The 15872-nt window shown below is 58.6% G+C and carries 12 protein-coding genes; 4 read left to right on the top strand and 8 right to left on the bottom strand.

The window, feature by feature from the left end:
• Positions 1-43: 43 nt before the first annotated feature.
• The 7 genes from ACA049_RS07785 to ACA049_RS07815 all read right to left on the bottom strand — a co-directional run bounded on the left by ACA049_RS07785 (position 44) and on the right by ACA049_RS07815 (position 9067).
• Positions 44-2017, bottom strand: coding sequence for an Ig-like domain-containing protein (locus ACA049_RS07785; protein ID WP_497334431.1), 1974 nt, complete (start codon positions 2015-2017; stop codon positions 44-46).
• Between the two features lie 28 nt (positions 2018-2045).
• Complete coding sequence (locus ACA049_RS07790; RefSeq protein WP_497334433.1) at positions 2046-3908, bottom strand: hypothetical protein; 1863 nt, start codon at positions 3906-3908, stop codon at positions 2046-2048.
• A 323-nt stretch (positions 3909-4231) separates the two neighbouring features.
• Positions 4232-4591, bottom strand: a complete 360-nt coding sequence (locus ACA049_RS07795) for a DUF6124 family protein (RefSeq protein WP_497334435.1) — start codon at positions 4589-4591, stop codon at positions 4232-4234.
• A 675-nt stretch (positions 4592-5266) separates the two neighbouring features.
• Complete coding sequence (lapD, locus tag ACA049_RS07800) at positions 5267-7207, bottom strand: cyclic di-GMP receptor LapD (protein WP_497334437.1); 1941 nt, start codon at positions 7205-7207, stop codon at positions 5267-5269.
• Between the two features lie 22 nt (positions 7208-7229).
• Positions 7230-7937, bottom strand: coding sequence for a cysteine protease LapG (lapG, locus tag ACA049_RS07805; protein WP_497334439.1), 708 nt, complete (start codon positions 7935-7937; stop codon positions 7230-7232).
• Positions 7938-8073: 136 nt separating this feature from the next.
• Complete coding sequence (locus ACA049_RS07810; protein ID WP_497334441.1) at positions 8074-8469, bottom strand: YbaN family protein; 396 nt, start codon at positions 8467-8469, stop codon at positions 8074-8076.
• Positions 8470-8479: 10 nt separating this feature from the next.
• On the bottom strand, positions 8480-9067 hold the full coding sequence (locus tag ACA049_RS07815; protein WP_010461974.1) for a UPF0149 family protein: 588 nt from the start codon (positions 9065-9067) through the stop codon (positions 8480-8482).
• An 883-nt stretch (positions 9068-9950) separates the two neighbouring features.
• Here ACA049_RS07815 and recQ point away from each other — a divergent pair.
• The 4 genes from recQ (at position 9951) to ACA049_RS07835 (ending at position 14853) form a co-directional block, all read left to right on the top strand.
• Positions 9951-12077: a DNA helicase RecQ gene (gene recQ, locus ACA049_RS07820; protein ID WP_497334443.1), complete on the top strand. Its 2127-nt coding sequence runs from the start codon at positions 9951-9953 to the stop codon at positions 12075-12077.
• A gap of 119 nt (positions 12078-12196) precedes the next feature.
• A complete protein-coding gene (locus ACA049_RS07825; RefSeq protein ID WP_497334445.1) occupies positions 12197-12631 on the top strand; it encodes a MarR family transcriptional regulator in 435 nt (144 codons plus the stop codon).
• Between the two features lie 128 nt (positions 12632-12759).
• Positions 12760-14520, top strand: coding sequence for a motility hub landmark protein FimV (locus tag ACA049_RS07830; RefSeq protein ID WP_497334447.1), 1761 nt, complete (start codon positions 12760-12762; stop codon positions 14518-14520).
• A gap of 45 nt (positions 14521-14565) precedes the next feature.
• On the top strand, positions 14566-14853 hold the full coding sequence (locus ACA049_RS07835; protein ID WP_497334449.1) for an Rdx family protein: 288 nt from the start codon (positions 14566-14568) through the stop codon (positions 14851-14853).
• Here the strand turns inward: ACA049_RS07835 and ACA049_RS07840 are convergent.
• Complete coding sequence (locus ACA049_RS07840) at positions 14847-15740, bottom strand: DMT family transporter (RefSeq protein ID WP_497334451.1); 894 nt, start codon at positions 15738-15740, stop codon at positions 14847-14849. The genes ACA049_RS07835 and ACA049_RS07840 overlap by 7 nt on opposite strands.
• Positions 15741-15872 lie beyond the last annotated feature (132 nt).

Here is a 15872-nt window from a genome sequence, read left to right on the forward strand (position 1 = left end):
CTGCAAAGGCCGTTTTGTTGGTGCGATTTTTCTGCTTGTCACATTATCTGTAAGTCATGGTGAAACAATCCAAAGAAACTAGATCCATCTCAGATGTTTGGACTTCTATACCCCAAATATCGATACTTTGGTGGCTGTAACTAACAAGTTGTGCGTCGAAATTAAGTGGCAGAGTGTATTGATGGATTGGACGGTCATTTTTGTCCAAAAATCTAATCCATAGATTATGAGTTTGTGAGAACCGGAGATAAAAACTGACGCTGGAATAGCCCCAATTGAATCGAATACGCATATGTTGCGACGTGCCGAGGCCTTTCCAATGCATCTCCAGAGTCTGTCCAGAACTTCGACCGGGTAGCGGAGGATAGGGGCCAGTGAAAGTTTCAGACAGTGGACATATCCCGATAAAGCCAGTGCCGCCCACTAAATGGTAAATGGTCATGCTGGTTAGCGGGATATTCAGGCCCGGCGATACGTGTCTCGTTGAGTATTGATCGAATTTTTCAGAAGTTATAGGCACTATTTTGGTGAAGTTGCGCGTCTCGGAATCCTGCCCGGTGGCCACCGCCTTGGCGGATACCGAGTTCGAACCCAGGATGGTAGGCAGAGTGGTAGACCAGAAACCACTTCCGTTGCCTTGCACGATATGTTTGGCACTGTTGTTGTGATAGATCTGCACGCTATAAAAGGGCGTCACCCGACCCTCCAGTGCGACAGAGGCACTGGCGGTATGGCCTCCGTTTAGCAGCTCCCCTCCTGAATGCCTGACTGAATCTAACGTCGCTGTTACATGGAGTTTTGCAGTGAAGACATGGGCGGGAGACTCCAACTGCTCCCCATAAAGCGCCCTGGCCTTGATGGAGTAAGTCTTCTGGCTCAAATTGGCCAGCTTCGTGGTTCCCTCACCCTTGCCATCGAGGGGAATAAGCGCACCGATGGCCGTGCCGCCATCGTAGAGCTGCACAATCTGGTTCGGATCCGCCTCGACGGTCACCGTGACCTCTTCGTCGTAGGTCGTTCCATTCTGGGCGACGGCACCCTTGGAGTCGGAGAGTGCGGTAATGGCTGGTTGGGTGGCGACGCCGATGGTGAACGTTCTCGGCTCACTGTTCTTCTCATCGGCGTCGTATTGGGCAATGGCTATGACACGTTGCGAACCCTCGTCCAATGTCACCTGCACTGTCCATATTCCGCTCTCATTGACGGGAGGCGTGCCTTTTGAAACTCCGTTTATCTGGACGTCGACTTTTTCACCTCGTGTCGCAGTGCCCTCGATCGTCAGGCGCTTGTCGTACGTCAACTCGCCTTCGGGAATGCCGATGTTTTGCGCATTTTTCACGAGGGTGATAACGGGTTTCAGATAGTCATAGCGTGTGCGGATGTTCAGTGGCAGGCTCGGAAAGTCGATCGCGCTGGCTTCTTCCGTACTGCGATCGAAGATCACCTTGCACTTCACCGTGACGTCCGAACGATGAACCAGTTTAAGCAGCTCCGTTCTGAGCAGTGTTTCGTCAAGTCCCTTGGAGGCTTGCGTGTCGTTGAGCGGATGCCCCTTGAGCAAATCGATGGTGTAGGCGCCAGCGGCAGTGCGGCCTTCAACGCTAAGCCAGACACGTTGCCCGGCAGCGATAAAAGGCCAAGGGTTCACCAGAACGCTGGCGTCAATCTTAAACTCCATCAGATCCAGCACTCCGTCTTTGGCGAGCGGAACTTCAGGCTTAGGTAGGTCTTTGTCAGGGTTCTGGAAGCCCAAAATGTTCAGCAGCAGTTCTTCGGACGGAGTCCACAAGTTATAGCGCTTCACTGCGTAGGCAACGGATACCTCGCGACGGATATTGGCACCGACCACTTTGGCGGGCAGGTGAAACGTGACCGTACCAGAGGCGTCGGCAGGTTTTTCGAGATCTTCCGAAGTGCCATCCCCGGGCGTTCCCCGCCATTTCAGTCCGAGTGTGTCCAGTATTTCGTCCATTGACGCGTAGCTGCACTTGATATCAACACCGTTGAGCGCATCCATTGGATTCAGCTTGCCAGTCGGGGCTTGGTCAACCGTGGGCGGCAGCAACCGGCCTACCGGTTCTCCGACCAATACTTCCAGTGGCGCGGTAGCTGTATTTGCCGGTTGCGCCATGAAGGAGGGTGTACCAGACGGTGACGTTGTAACCGATATTCGCCGAGACATACTTGGCGTCTACCCGAAAGCGCACCGGTTGGCTGACAGTCACCATGGTGATAGGTACGCTGCCCGAAGTGGTCCCTATGGGATTGATGCCAATCCAGTGATAAGCCAGCGTGTCGCCCTTGACCCAATTGACCGGTTTGATCAGCACATGGGCCTGGGTGTAAACCTGAGACGGGTCGATAATCCCGTCCTTGGCTTCCTCAACTTCAGGTGCCGGCAACGTGGCCTTCAGCGATCCCACCTCCACCCTCAGGAAGTCGGATTCGCTGACGCCGTAGTTGTCCGTCGAATCGTTGTATACCCGGTAATACAGCTTGAGACTGCCATTGATCAACGCCTGAATGTGTTCGGGCGTCACATGAATAATGACAACGCCTTCTTTCTGTTCGTTGTCGCTGACATCGTGATCTTCCTCGTGAACGTACGGGGTGCTGTCTGATTTCAAGCCTTCCCAAATCAGATGGACTGAGTCCCCATTGGCAATGGCCGGGTAGCGGATTACCACGGTTGCCATCATGACATCGCCGGGCAGAGTTGCCCCGATCACCTCGTTGATTGTCGGTGCCGGCAGCTGCGAGGGATTGCCTATCACATCGGTAAAGGCGCGTTTGGAAGAGAGGGTTTCGCTGCCGTCCATCTTGTGCAGCTCATACGAAGCATCAAGGGTTCCCTGGGCGAAGAGGCTTACAAACGCATAAGGTATAAATTCTTCGAGAATGTAAGGAGGTTTGCCGACAGTGACTTCTGCTGTGAACGTTCGGGGTGCGCTGCCCGGAAGCGGTGTGCCAATCACTCTGATCTTGAGCGTATCGCCCTCAACAAACTCATCGCCACTCTTGATATTGATTAGCAGTGTGACGGGTTGATGATCCAGGTCTTTAAGGTGGATTTGTCCGTCGATCGCTTCCTTGAAAATAGCCGCTTCGAGACGAGCCTCGCCGGCTTCGACTAAAACAGTCGTTTCTTTGGACCATTTTTCGCTGTAGTTCCACAGCCCATCATGGATCTCGTAATGTATTTTCAATGCGCCGGCATCACCGGCGCTCAGGATGTCGGCGGGCAGGGCGGTGATGACAATGTCGTCGGTGCCATCCACATGGGCCTGTGATAACTCAAATGGCAGGAGAAACACGCTGCCCCACCGCACCTGGACGACATCGCCCCGAGCGATACCCGGGTAAACCTTGATGGTCATCGGAACCCCTTTGGCTGCCCACTCTTTAGAGACGCCGTTGTTGATGACATCCAGAGGTAACAGAACCATATCGAGCGCCGAATGCCAGGGTTTATGGGGTTCCTTATCTTCCTTGGCGGGTCTATCCAGTTTGATGAATAGCGTTAACTTGGCAGAAGGGTCGTCGGGAATGGATTCTCCTGCGCGGGTCAATTGGTAATAGCACTCGGCCCAGCCTGACACGACGTCGTTTGTCGGCAGAAAAAAGAACAATCGTTCGTCAACTTCTTCAGGCTTTACTTTCAGCTCATGGATTAATTTTTCGTTCCAGAAGATCTTTAGCGCATCGTTGGTTGCCATGGCCGGGTAAGGGTCGATCACGCAGAACATGCCTTTCTCATGCTCTTCGACCACCGCAATGTTGATACCGCCGTCAGCATCCTCCAGAGGACGGACCATGCCGGCGATGAAGAGTGGCCACGATTGTAATGGCGATATGAGGGAGGCAAGTTCTTCTCGGGGAGTAAACAGGAACCGGCGGAAAGAGGTCATGATCAGCTCCATCTGGAGAAAAGTTTCGCAAAACAGCTGCGGACTGCTCCTCTTTTAGATCAGATAATCGCCTGGCGGCTACTGTCATATCTGACAGGGGAAGCTAGGTTTAAGACGAACGGTCATGTCGTTCACATTGGTTTCTGGGGGGGGGGCGGCCAACCGGGCTGAAACGACGAAACCCGCCATTCCGGTTGAAGGAATGGCGGGTTTTTTAACGTCAAAAGATCGCAGCCTCGTTTCACTCGACAGCTCCTACAGGGTTTGGCGTACACCTGTAGGAGCTGTCGAGTGAAACGAGGCTGCGATTTTTTGATCTACCGTTACTGCTGCGGAACGAAATTATCCAGCATCCGGTTCACCGCCAATTCCCCCAGCATCACCACCTGCTGAATCCCCAGCACCGTGTTGCGATGCGACCCCTCCATCAACCCCGCAAAATTACTCAGCATCACACTCGCTGACGCCAGGGTTTCACAGGCGTTGACCAGCAAGGTTTCGTCATTGGTGTCGGGAGCGATGGAATAAATCGTGCTCGGTTTACGCGGAGTGTCTGCGGGGATGACCGGTTTGAGGTAGTAGTCGAGGGCGCGGTCGGCGGCTTCGTTGAGTTTTTTGGAATCGGGGGTTTCGTAGGGGGAAACGTCGTCGGATTCGGGTGGGTTGGGTGTGATCTTGAACATGGTGAAACTCCTTGATGAGGGGAGCCGTCATCCGTCGCTGCTAAACGAAGTGGGTGGCGGCTGTACGCGGGTTAGCAGACCAGGCATCAAGGAACCCGGCGCACCGAAGTGCCCCACGCATAGCCGCCATATTGCAGATCATCTGACGAAAACACGGTCGACTGATCCGAGGCGGCACCGACGTGCCTTGATGTTCACCGAGCTGCTAAACCCGATCGCTGATGTTCAGCGACCGGGAAACGATAGAGGCCGGGCCCAAGGCGCACAAGCCGGCGGATTCTGGCGCAGTCGTAGGCAACGGCGCAAGGATGTGTAGCCTGAGAGAGTGTCTGGAGATGTGTGTTAAACATCGACGTTTAATACTTGCTCAAGGTCCGGTGACCACGCACCGAATGGATAAACAGATCCGCCCCTTTTACCCTCTGGAATCGCCATCGCGAGCAGGCTCACTCCCACATTTTGATCTTCAGTGAACACAAAACAGGCGAACAACCCAGATCACTGTGGGAGCGGGCTTGCCCGCGAAGAGGCCCAAAAGCCCCCCATAAAACCCGCAGCCTGAAACGCCGCAGGAAAGTGTTCGTCGCAGGATTCGCGAAATGATCCAGCATCCGATTCACCGCCTGCCTGGCACCTCTGACAGCGGATGCCAACTTTCAACCACGTTCATCCCCCTCACATCGGCTCCGGCGGCCCGATCAACCGCCCCATCACTCCAAACAACCCCAACTCCCGAATCACCTCCAGTTCCCCTTTGGTCTCCACCATCTCCGCAATCAACGGCAAATCAATGCTGTTCGTCGCCCGGTAAATCGCATCGATAAACAGCCGCTTGTCACTCTGCTCATCAATGCGCCGGATGTACGCCCCATCGATTTTCAAGTAAGCCAACCCCAGCTGCGTCAAGTTGCCGATCTGACTGAAGCTGCCGCCAAAGTGCTGCAAGCCCATGCGGTAACCGGTGTCGAGCAGGCTGTGGCTCAGGCGTTGTAATTCGTCGGGAGGCGGCAGTTGGCGTTCGTCGATTTCAAGTATCAACAGATGGGCCAGCTCGGGCAGTGATTCGAGCATGTCGATGATTTGTCGCAGTTGCGCCGGGTCGCGCAAGGTGCTGCCGGACAGGCTTAACGCCAGCGGCCAACGATTGACGACGAGGTAGTCGAGCGTGGCTTCGAGCATCGCCAGATCGAAGCGTGCCGACCAACCGAGACGCTCGATCCATGGCAAAAAATGCCCGGCGGCAATGGCCTCGCCCTGCGGGTCGAGCAGGCGCGCGAGGACTTTGTGGTGCAGCACCTGGCTGGTGTCGGCGCATTGCACCACGGGTTGGAAATACAGCTGCATTTTGCCCTCGGTGAGGGCGTCGTCGATCCAGGTGCGCCAGTCGTGTTGGGTGTGGTTCGTCGCGGTATCGGATCGGGCCAGATGCACCCACGGCCGTTCGGGATGTTGCTGCGCCTGGGCCAGCGCTTGATCGAGGCGCAGCAGCACGTCGCTGGCCGGCTCGCCAGGCTGATAGGCAACCACGCCCAAGTGCGCCACGGGCATGCAATCGCTGGCGCCGGTCAGCCGCAGATTTTCCAGGGTGGCGCTGATTTCGGAGGCGAGGCGGGCCGCTTCGGTGCTGTCCAGGCCCGGTGTCAGCAAGCTGAATTCGCCGCCACGGTTGCGCGCCGCCAGCCAGGTGCGTCGTTCCGGCAGATGAGTCAGGCGCTTCAGCAACTCGCCGACGGCGCTGATCAGCCCATCGGTGCGCAGACCGCCCAGGCGTTGGTTGAGACCGATCAAATCGTTGATCCGCAGCATCAGCAAATGGCCGTCGCTGCTTTGCTCCGAGACCAGTAAATGATCGGCCAGTTGCTCATCCAGCAAGCGTCGATTGGCCAGACCCGTGAGGCTGTCCTGATAGGATTCGGCGCGCAGTTTTTCGCTGCGCGTGGCCTCTTCGGAGAACAGCGCCTTGAGCTTTTCGACCATCTGATTCATGGCCAGCACCACGCGTCTCAGTTCAGGTGTGCGCGGCAGTTTTGGCAGGCTGAGAAACTCGCGTTTGCTGATTGCTTCGGCTTGCCTGACCATTTTGTCGAGCGGGCGTAATTGCCGGCGTAACAACCACCCACCGAACACGGCGCTGAGCAGTCCGCAGATCAATAGCCAGATCAGGCTGCCGAGTGTGCTGTCCCAGAGTTTGGCCAGGGCGAACTGCGGATTGCTCAGCACTTCGACCCGCGCCACCTGTTCCCAGCCGCGCATGATCAGCGCGTCGCCACCTTCCGGGCGCAGGTTGACCAGGCTCACAAACCAGCCTGGCACGCCTTCGATCTGCGCCGGTGCGATGCGCTCCACCAACACCTTTTCATCAACGATAGTGACGACGCGGATGCTGCGGAAATAGCCGCTGTCGAAAATCGAGCTGACCATCAATTCAGTCATTGCCGGATCGTCGATCTGCGCGGTCAGCGACAGGCCCAGCGCGGTGGCGGCGTCCTGTGCGTGGGAGCGCAACTGGCCGAGCATCTGTTCGCGAGAGCTTTCCAGGCTGACAAAAAAACTGCCACTGAAGGCCACCAGCAGGAACAGGCAAATGGCGAGAAACAACTGTTTGCGCAATGACATAAAACGCTCCTTGCGATGGCGGTTAGCCTTCGCCGACGGCGAACCCTTCGGCTTGCATTTTTTTCAGCACGTCCTGCCAGCGCGACAATTTCTTCGAGTCGCTGCTGCGTTTGCCGCCATTGGCCCCCGGCAAATACAGGCCTTCGGCGTTGAAGGCGTACACCGGCAACAGGTCTTTACGTTGGGAGGCGGGGCGGATCTCGCCGATCAGGTTGTCGAGCACCAGCGGCTCGGCCGTGGGGCTGCTGTAGAAGGTCAGCACCATGTGCGCCTGGTTCTGGTTCAGGGCCTTGACGTAGGTGATGCGCAGTTTCTCGCTGGGAATCCCGAGTTGGCGCAGGCTGAAATATTTCGCCAGGGCGTAGTCTTCGCAGTCGGCGGCGCCCTTGATCAGCGATTCTTCCGGCGTCGCCCAGTAATCGGTCTGACGCCAGATGCGCGTGTCGTCCTGAAAGCTCAACTGTTGATTGAAGAAGCGATTGACCGCGTCCAGTTGCTCGCGCTCGGGTTGGTTGAGTTCGCTTTTGAGCATTCGACTCCAGGCCTCGATTCGTCCTTGGGCGGGGCCGAGCGGGCCGTAGCGCTTTTCGGCGATTTGCAGGATCTGCGCAAAGTCCCAGTCGGCCCAGACACTGCCCAGCCCCGTCAGTAGAAAACTGGCCAGCAGCAGCCATCCGCCGAGCCGAAGTCGGAGCGTTTGCCATCCTGGACTACGCCGGCGACGGGACATGTCTGGCTGCTCGGGTGCAGATGAGAGAAGTCTAGGCGGTGTTTTCAGCGAGGAAGGACAAAAATTGTCGGTTTGCACACGGATTTGTAGCAGCTGGCGAAGCCTGCGTTCGGCTGCTACAGGGACCGTGGAGGTTTCAGGGTTTGCGCAGGGTTTTCTGTCTGAGGATGTAGATCGTCACCAGCACAGCGCTGGTCAGCATGAACCCGCGCGCCCACGGCAGGGGCACCAGGTAGCAGGAGAAGAGGATGCTTACCCACATCAGGCCGATGGCGTAGACCTTGCCCTTGAGCGGGATGCCGTTGCCGTCGAGGTAGTCGCGAATCCACGGGCCAAGCCGAGGATGCTGAACCAGCCACTGATAAAACCGTGGCGAACTGCGGGCGAAGCAGGCAGCGGCCAGCAGCAGGAAAGGTGTAGTGGGCAATACCGGCAGGAAAATCCCGATCACCCCCAGCGCTACGCTCAGCCAGCCGATGGCCAGCAGCACGTAGCGCAACATCAGGGAGCGGTTGCCTATGGGGTTGTCCATAGGCAAAACCTTAGTGGTGACGTGGCTTGAGGATCGCCGGTTTTTCGTCTGGCGCCTGGCACAGGAGGTACAGCGCGGTCAGGGCTTCCGGGATCTGCACGATCATGTCGTCCATCAGGTTGGCGTCTTTGGCGATGTCTTCGAACTCAGGCTGTTCGTCGAACAGGCCCGAACCGACCATGATCGGCAACAGCATTTCGCTGACTTCGTCTTCGGCGGTTTCGAACCAGGCCGCTTCGCGCAGGAACACGCCTTCCATGAAACCGATGCACCAGCCGCGCAGGTCGGAATCGTCCGGCTCCTCGCCCAGGTCCAGGTCGCATGGCAGCTCGAACTCTTCATCGGACGCCAGTTGGCGCGCGATGTGAGCCTTGAGGGCCAGCAGGGTGGATTCGATTGCTTCACGCTCGGTGTCGTCGGCGTAATGCGGTTCTTCAGCGAAGAGGGCGTCGATCCATTCACGATCCGGAACCTCTTCGGAACAGATCGAAAGCGCAGTGAGGTAGCCGTGGGCGGCCACGTAGTCCAGCGCCTCGTCATGCAGTTCGTCGGCGTCGAGGAAGACTTGCAAACGGGTTAGTTGCTCAGCGAAGGACATTAAAGGGCTACCTTGGGGAATTAACAGATGCGGGAATTCTAGGCCTTCTTGAGCGCCCAGGCCAGCCGCGCGGGATATTTGCACCCTGGGTACCCCGCAAACACCGCCCTGTAGGAGCTGTCGAGTGCAACGAGGCTGCGCTCTTTTGATCTCGCCCTTGACCTTGGCGGCCTGAAAGCCGACCAGGCTCTTGTTGATGGTGTACATATCCATTTCTGCGGTAACGGCGGCTGGCGGTTTCGCCCTTACGGCGAGTCCCTTTTGGCAAACGCCCCAAAAGGAACCAAAAGGTCTCGCCCCAAGCGTCCGGCCCCTCGCTAAGGCTCGGCGTTCCTTCGCTCCGGTATCCATCCGGGGACACTGCCCTACGGTTGGCTTCGCTGCACCTACATGCAGCGTGTTCGACTGCGTCGAACGGCGCTGCGCGCCACTCCCCGGATGAACACCTGCACTCAGCCTCCCGAAGGGGCGGGTGGATCAAGATCAAGAGCTGCAGGCGAGCTAACGCTCGGCCTGTTGAGTGGTGAGAAGCTTCGGGTGTACACCGCCCCTGTAGGAGCTGTCGAGTGCAACGAGGCTGCGATCTTTTGATCTTGCCCTTGACCTTGGCGGCCTGACAGCCGACCAATCTCTTTCAGATGTACACAAATCAAATGTGGGAGCCTGCTCCCACAGGTTTTGTGTTGCATCGGCATTCGTGTGTCTTCTCAGCGGCACCCTTTGCCGGGCAGGCGTCGGGTATACTCGCGCGTTTTGTGATGCCCTGCTGGCGTCGCGGCTGTGATGTGAAGCGTCATGCAATGCGCACTTACGATTTGTCGGTGCAGCCTTGGTGGTTCTGAACCAGCCTTGCAGGGATGTTTTTGTGATTTTTGGAGTTTTTATGCTCGAACAGGCTCAACGCGTCCTCAAGGACATCTTCGGCTACGACAGTTTCCGTGGCCGCCAGGGTGCAATCATTGAGCGCGTGGCCAGTGGCGGCGACGCCCTGGTGCTGATGCCTACCGGTGGCGGCAAATCCTTGTGCTTCCAGGTGCCGGCGCTGCTGCGCGAAGGCCTGGCGGTGGTGGTATCGCCGTTGATCGCACTGATGGACGATCAGGTCGCGACCCTCGAAGAGCTCGGCGTCGCCGCCGCTGCATTGAACTCCACGCTGAGCGCCGAGCAGCAGCGTGATCTGGCGGCGCGGATCAAGCGCGGCGAAGTGAAGATGCTCTATCTGGCGCCCGAGCGTCTGGTCCAGCCACGCATGCTGGCCTTCCTGCAAAGCCTTGAAATCGCCCTGTTCGCCATTGACGAAGCGCACTGCGTGTCCCAGTGGGGCCATGACTTCCGTCGTGAATACCTGCAATTGGGCCAGTTGGCGGAGCTGTTCCCCAACGTTCCGCGTATTGCCCTGACGGCCACGGCCGACAAGCGCACCCGCGAAGAAATCGTCGACCGTTTGCATCTGCAGAACGCCGAGCGCTTTCTCTCGAGCTTTGACCGTCCGAACATTTTCTACCGCATCGTGCCCAAGGAGCAGCCGCGCAAGCAGTTGCTGGCGTTCCTCGCCGAGCGCCGCAGTGACGCCGGCATCGTCTATTGCCTGTCGCGCAAGAAAGTCGACGAAGTCGCGGTGTTCCTCAGCGAACAGGGCTTCCCCGCGCTGCCGTACCACGCCGGTCTGCCCAACGACACCCGGGCCCATCACCAGAAGCGCTTCCTCAACGAAGAAGGGCTGATCATGGTCGCCACCGTGGCGTTCGGCATGGGCATCGACAAGCCGAACGTGCGCTTTGTCGCTCACCTCGATTTGCCGAAATCCCTTGAGGCGTACTACCAGGAAACCGGTCGCGGCGGTCGTGATGGCCTGCCGGCGGATGCCTGGATGGCCTACGGCCTGCAAGACGTGGTGATGCTCAAGCAGATGCTGCAAAACTCCGAAGGCGACGAGCGCCACAAGCGTCTGGAGCAGCACAAGCTCGACGCCATGCTCTCGCTTTGCGAAGAAACCCGCTGCCGTCGCCAAACCTTGCTGGCCTACTTCGACGAAGACATGCCCGAGCCGTGCGGCCATTGCGACAACTGCGTCGATGGCGTGCAAACCTGGGACGCCACCGAGCCGGCCCGTCAGGCGCTCTCGGCGATCTACCGCACCGGTCAGCGTTATGGCGTCGGGCATCTGGTGGATGTATTGCTGGGCAAGGATAACGAAAAGATCCGCAGCTTCGGTCATCAACATCTGTCGGTGTACGGCGTAGGCAAGGCCATGGGCGAGAGTGAATGGCGCTCCCTGTTCCGCCAGCTGGTGGCCCGTGGTCTGGCCGACATTGACCTTGAAGGCTACGGCGGCCTGCGCCTGAGTGACACCTGCCGGCCGTTGCTCAAGGGCGAAGTGACCCTGGAACTGCGCCGCGACCTCAAGCCGCAAACGACCGCCAAAAGCAGCAAGAGCCAGGCGAGCCAGCTGGTTCGCGGCGAAGAACGCGAACAGTGGGAGGCCTTGCGCGCCTTGCGTCGCAAACTCGCCGAGGAACACGGGGTGCCGCCGTATGTCATCTTCCCCGACTCGACACTGCTGGAAATGCTCCGCAGCCAGCCGACCTCGCTGGCGGAAATGGCCACGGTCAGCGGCGTCGGCGCGCGCAAGCTCGAACGCTACGGCGAGGCCTTCCTCGAAGTGCTGGGCGGCCAGGTCGAGGCGCCGAAAGTCGTCGCCGACGTGCGCCACGAACTGATTACCCTCGCTCGCGCCGGCATGACGCCGCTGCAGATCGCCAGTCAGCTGCAATGTTCGGAAAAGAATGTCTACACCATGCTCGCCGAAGCGATCGGCAAGCAGCAGTTGTCGCTCGAGCAAGCGCTGGACCTGCCCGAAGAGTTGATGGGCGAGGTACAGGATGCCTTCCTCGATGGCGAGGGTGAGTTGCCACCGGTGTCGGAAATTGCCGCGCTGTTCGCCGGGAGGGTGCCGGAAGGTGTTTTGTACTGCGTTCGGGCGGCACTGCAATCGGAATTCGAGGTTTAACTGACCTGTTACAGTGATGTAACGATTCACTACAGACCAGACCTTGCCTCAAGCCAACGGTCATGCTTAGCTGACTAATAATTAGTTTTTCTCTATTTCAGTCTAATCATGAGTGTTTTATGCCGTTAACCGATCAACACCGTTTTGGCATGCAACTGGCCCAGATGTCTCGCGGCTGGCGTGCCGAACTGGATCGCCGTCTGGCGGGCCTGGGTCTGTCCCAGGCGCGCTGGCTGGTGCTGCTGCACCTGGCGCGTTTCGACGAAGCACCGACCCAGCGTGAACTGGCGCAAAGCGTCGGCGTCGAAGGCCCGACCCTGGCGCGGTTGCTCGACAGCCTGGAAAGCCAGGGCCTGGTTCAGCGTCAATCGGTGCTGGAAGACCGTCGGGCGAAAAAAATCGTTCTCTGTGCTCCGGCCCGTCCTCTGATCGAACAAATTGAAACCATTGCCACGCAACTGCGCCGCGAATTGTTCGATGGCGTCGATGAGGCGGACCTGAAGGTGTGCATGCGGGTCCATGGTCACATTCTGGCCAACCTGGAAAAATCTTGAGGCATAACCGCGCGTCAGCTTTTTGAGATACCCCGTTGGGCAGACTATAAAGAACTACTAGGCAATATCGTGTTCGTACCGGATGTGCGAACGCGTACAGGTTGGTTCTGGTTATCTAAGGGATGCTCATGCTCGAGAGTTGGCACGTTGTACTGCGGTGTTGCGCCAGGCTGCTTCTGGTCGGTGGTGCTGTCACTTACTCGGCATTGGCCCCTGCGCTGGGATTGGGCGACATTACCCTTCATTCCGCGTTGAATCAGCCGTTGCGCGCCGACATCGGCCTGGTGGATGTGGGTGGGCTGGAGGAGGGCGAGCTCTCGGTCAGCCTGGCTACAGCAGAGGAATTCACCCGTGCCGGCGTCGATCGGGTGTTCTTCCTCAACGACCTGAAGTTCACGCCGATCCTGCGCGGCAACCGCAGCCTGATCCGGGTAACCTCCAACAAACCGGTCAACGAACCTTTCCTGAATTTTCTGGTGCAGCTCAATCAGCCCAACGGCCGTTTGCTGCGCGAGTACACGGTGCTGATCGATCCACCGGGTTCGCCGGGGATCGTGCCGGCCGACGACGAACCCGTTGCCAGCCCGCAAAACTCTCCATTCCCAAGCGTCAAACCGGCCACTGCGCCTGCTCCGGCGGCGAAGAAACCTGCGCCGGCGCCGGCCGTCATTCAACCTTCCGCACCCGTGCCCGATCCTGTTGCCGAACAACTGGCTGCCAGCGTGCTGCAAAACCAGCAGCTGCAAAAAACCATCGATGAGCTGAATGCGAAGCTTCAAGCTCAGGACGAGCAGATTGCGGGTCAGAAAAAACAGGTGAGCGAACTGCAAACCCACCTGGCTGAGGTCAATCAGGCGCCGCCGGTGACGCCGGCAGCGGTGGCGCCTGCGCCCGTCGTCGTTGAAGAACCCGAGGCTAGCCATTGGCCGCTGATTATCGGCTTGCTGGTGCTGATCGCCCTGGTGTTGCTGGGGCTGTTTGTTCGACGTCGACGCCAGCAGCTTCAGGCGTTGCCCGAGTCTTCGCCCGTTTCACCCTCGCAACCTGAGCCTGTGCTTGAGCGTGCGGCGCAATCTGCGGTGCAGCCGATGCTGAAACCCGCTTCCGAACATCGTGAAGAAACCCCAACCGGCGATGTGTTGGAAGGCGTTGGTATCTACCTGGCCTATGGTCGTTTTTCCGAAGCGGTCGGTTTGTTGCGAGAAGCATTGGTCAAGGAACCACAGCGCACGGACCTGGGTGTGCAACTGCTGGAAGTCCTCGGCAAACAAGGTGATGCTCCCGCCTATGACGCACAGGAAAAAAACCTGCGTGACCACGGGTTTGACGAAGACAAGCTTCAAGCGATCCGCGCCCGCTCTCCGAAACTCGGCAATGCGCCACCGGTGGCCGCAGCGGCAGTTATCACTCCCGCGTCAGCGGCACCTGCCGATGAGTTCCAGTTGAACCTGGATGACCTGTCCATGGATTCCAGCTGGGACCTGATCAGCCCTTTCGACAATGCATCCACCGCCAAACCTTCGAATGCACCGTCTCTCGCAACAGAACCTGCATTCAATTCGAATTTGCACGTGTTGCCCGATGTGTTCGAGATGCCTGAAGAACCAACGCTGGATGAGCCCGAGCTTGAGTGGGACGCCGAAACGGACTCACAAGCGCTGGACGACGATTTTCTTGACGAATTCAGCGATGCCGGCCCGTCACTGGAACTTGAGCCGTTAAATTTGCTGCCAGCCGAGCCGACCAGCGCCGACAAGCTGGAACAAGCCCAGACCTGTATCGATGACGGCGATCTGGACAGCGCCATCGAATTGCTCAACGAGTTGCTGAAGGAAGGCGATGAGCCGCTCAAGCAGACCGCCCGGAGCCTGTTGGCCGGAATCCGCTGAGCCACTACTATAGCGGCGCCCTCTGGCTCAGGAGTCCTGCCCATCATGACCACGCATAAACCGGAAATCATCATCACCTATTGCACGCAATGCCAATGGCTGTTGCGTGCGGCCTGGCTGGCCCAGGAGCTGCTCAGCACCTTCGGCGATGACCTGGGCAAAGTGTCGCTGGTGCCCGGCACTGGTGGCGTATTCCATATTTTTTGTGACGATGTGCAGCTCTGGGAGCGCAAGGCCGACGGTGGTTTTCCGGAGGCCAAGGTGCTCAAGCAGCGGGTCCGCGATCAGATCGACCCTGACCGCGACCTCGGCCACAACGACCGCACTCAGTGAGACGCGGCTTCGGCGGCCACGGTTTTTTTGCTTGAGCCGCCGGACAGTCTGCTGGAGACCACGATCGCGACGATGATCAATGCGCCGCCGATCAGCATGCGCAGCGTCGGGTTTTCATTGAACAACAGCCAGGCCATGGTGATCCCGTAGACCGGCTCCAGGGCGAACACCACCGCGGCGGTGCGCGCCTTGATCACCGCCAGGCTGGCGACGAACAAGCTGTGGGCGACACCGGTGCAGAACACCCCGAGCAAACCGATCCAGAGCCAGTCGATGGCGCGGACTTCGCTCAACTGCGGTGCCGCCACCGGCAGCAAACACAGCGCGACCACCACGTTCTGACACAGCGCCGCCTGCACCGGCGGGATTCTTCCGGAGCTGGCGCGGTTGGTCAGCGACAGCAGGGCGAACAGCAAGCCCGAACCGACGGCCCAGAGCAAACCGGTGGTGGCGCCGCTCGCCAGATCGAAGTCAGGCGTGACCAGCACCAGACCAATACTCACCAGCACCACTAGCAGAATTTCATTGGCGCGGATCCGCTCGCGGAATATCAGCCCTTCGAGGATCACGGTGAACGCCGGGAAGCTGGCGAAACCTAGGGTCGCGATCGCCACGCCGGCGACTTTCACCGCAATGAAGAAACTCACCCAATGCCCGGCCAGCAGCAAACCGCTGAGCAGCAGACGGCGCCAGTCCTGCGCTTCGAGTTTGTACCAGCGCGTGTTGCTGGCGAACCGCGCGAACACCGCCAGGGCGAGCACGGCAAATGCTGCACGGCCAAACACGATGACGGCGGGCGAGGCGGTAGCGAGTTTGCCGAACACACCGGTCAGGCCGAACATCAATGCGCCGATATGCAGGGCGCCAAGGGCGGTACGGGGAGTCATTGCATTCCTTGATATTGAACCGGGCCAACAAACGCCGCCGACCCAGTATGGCCGTGGGACTACATGGGACTACATGGGACTACGTGGGACTACGTGGGACTGTAGGAGCTGTCGAGTGAAACGAGGCTGCGA

This window comes from Pseudomonas sp. LBUM1662, from assembly GCF_059695915.1.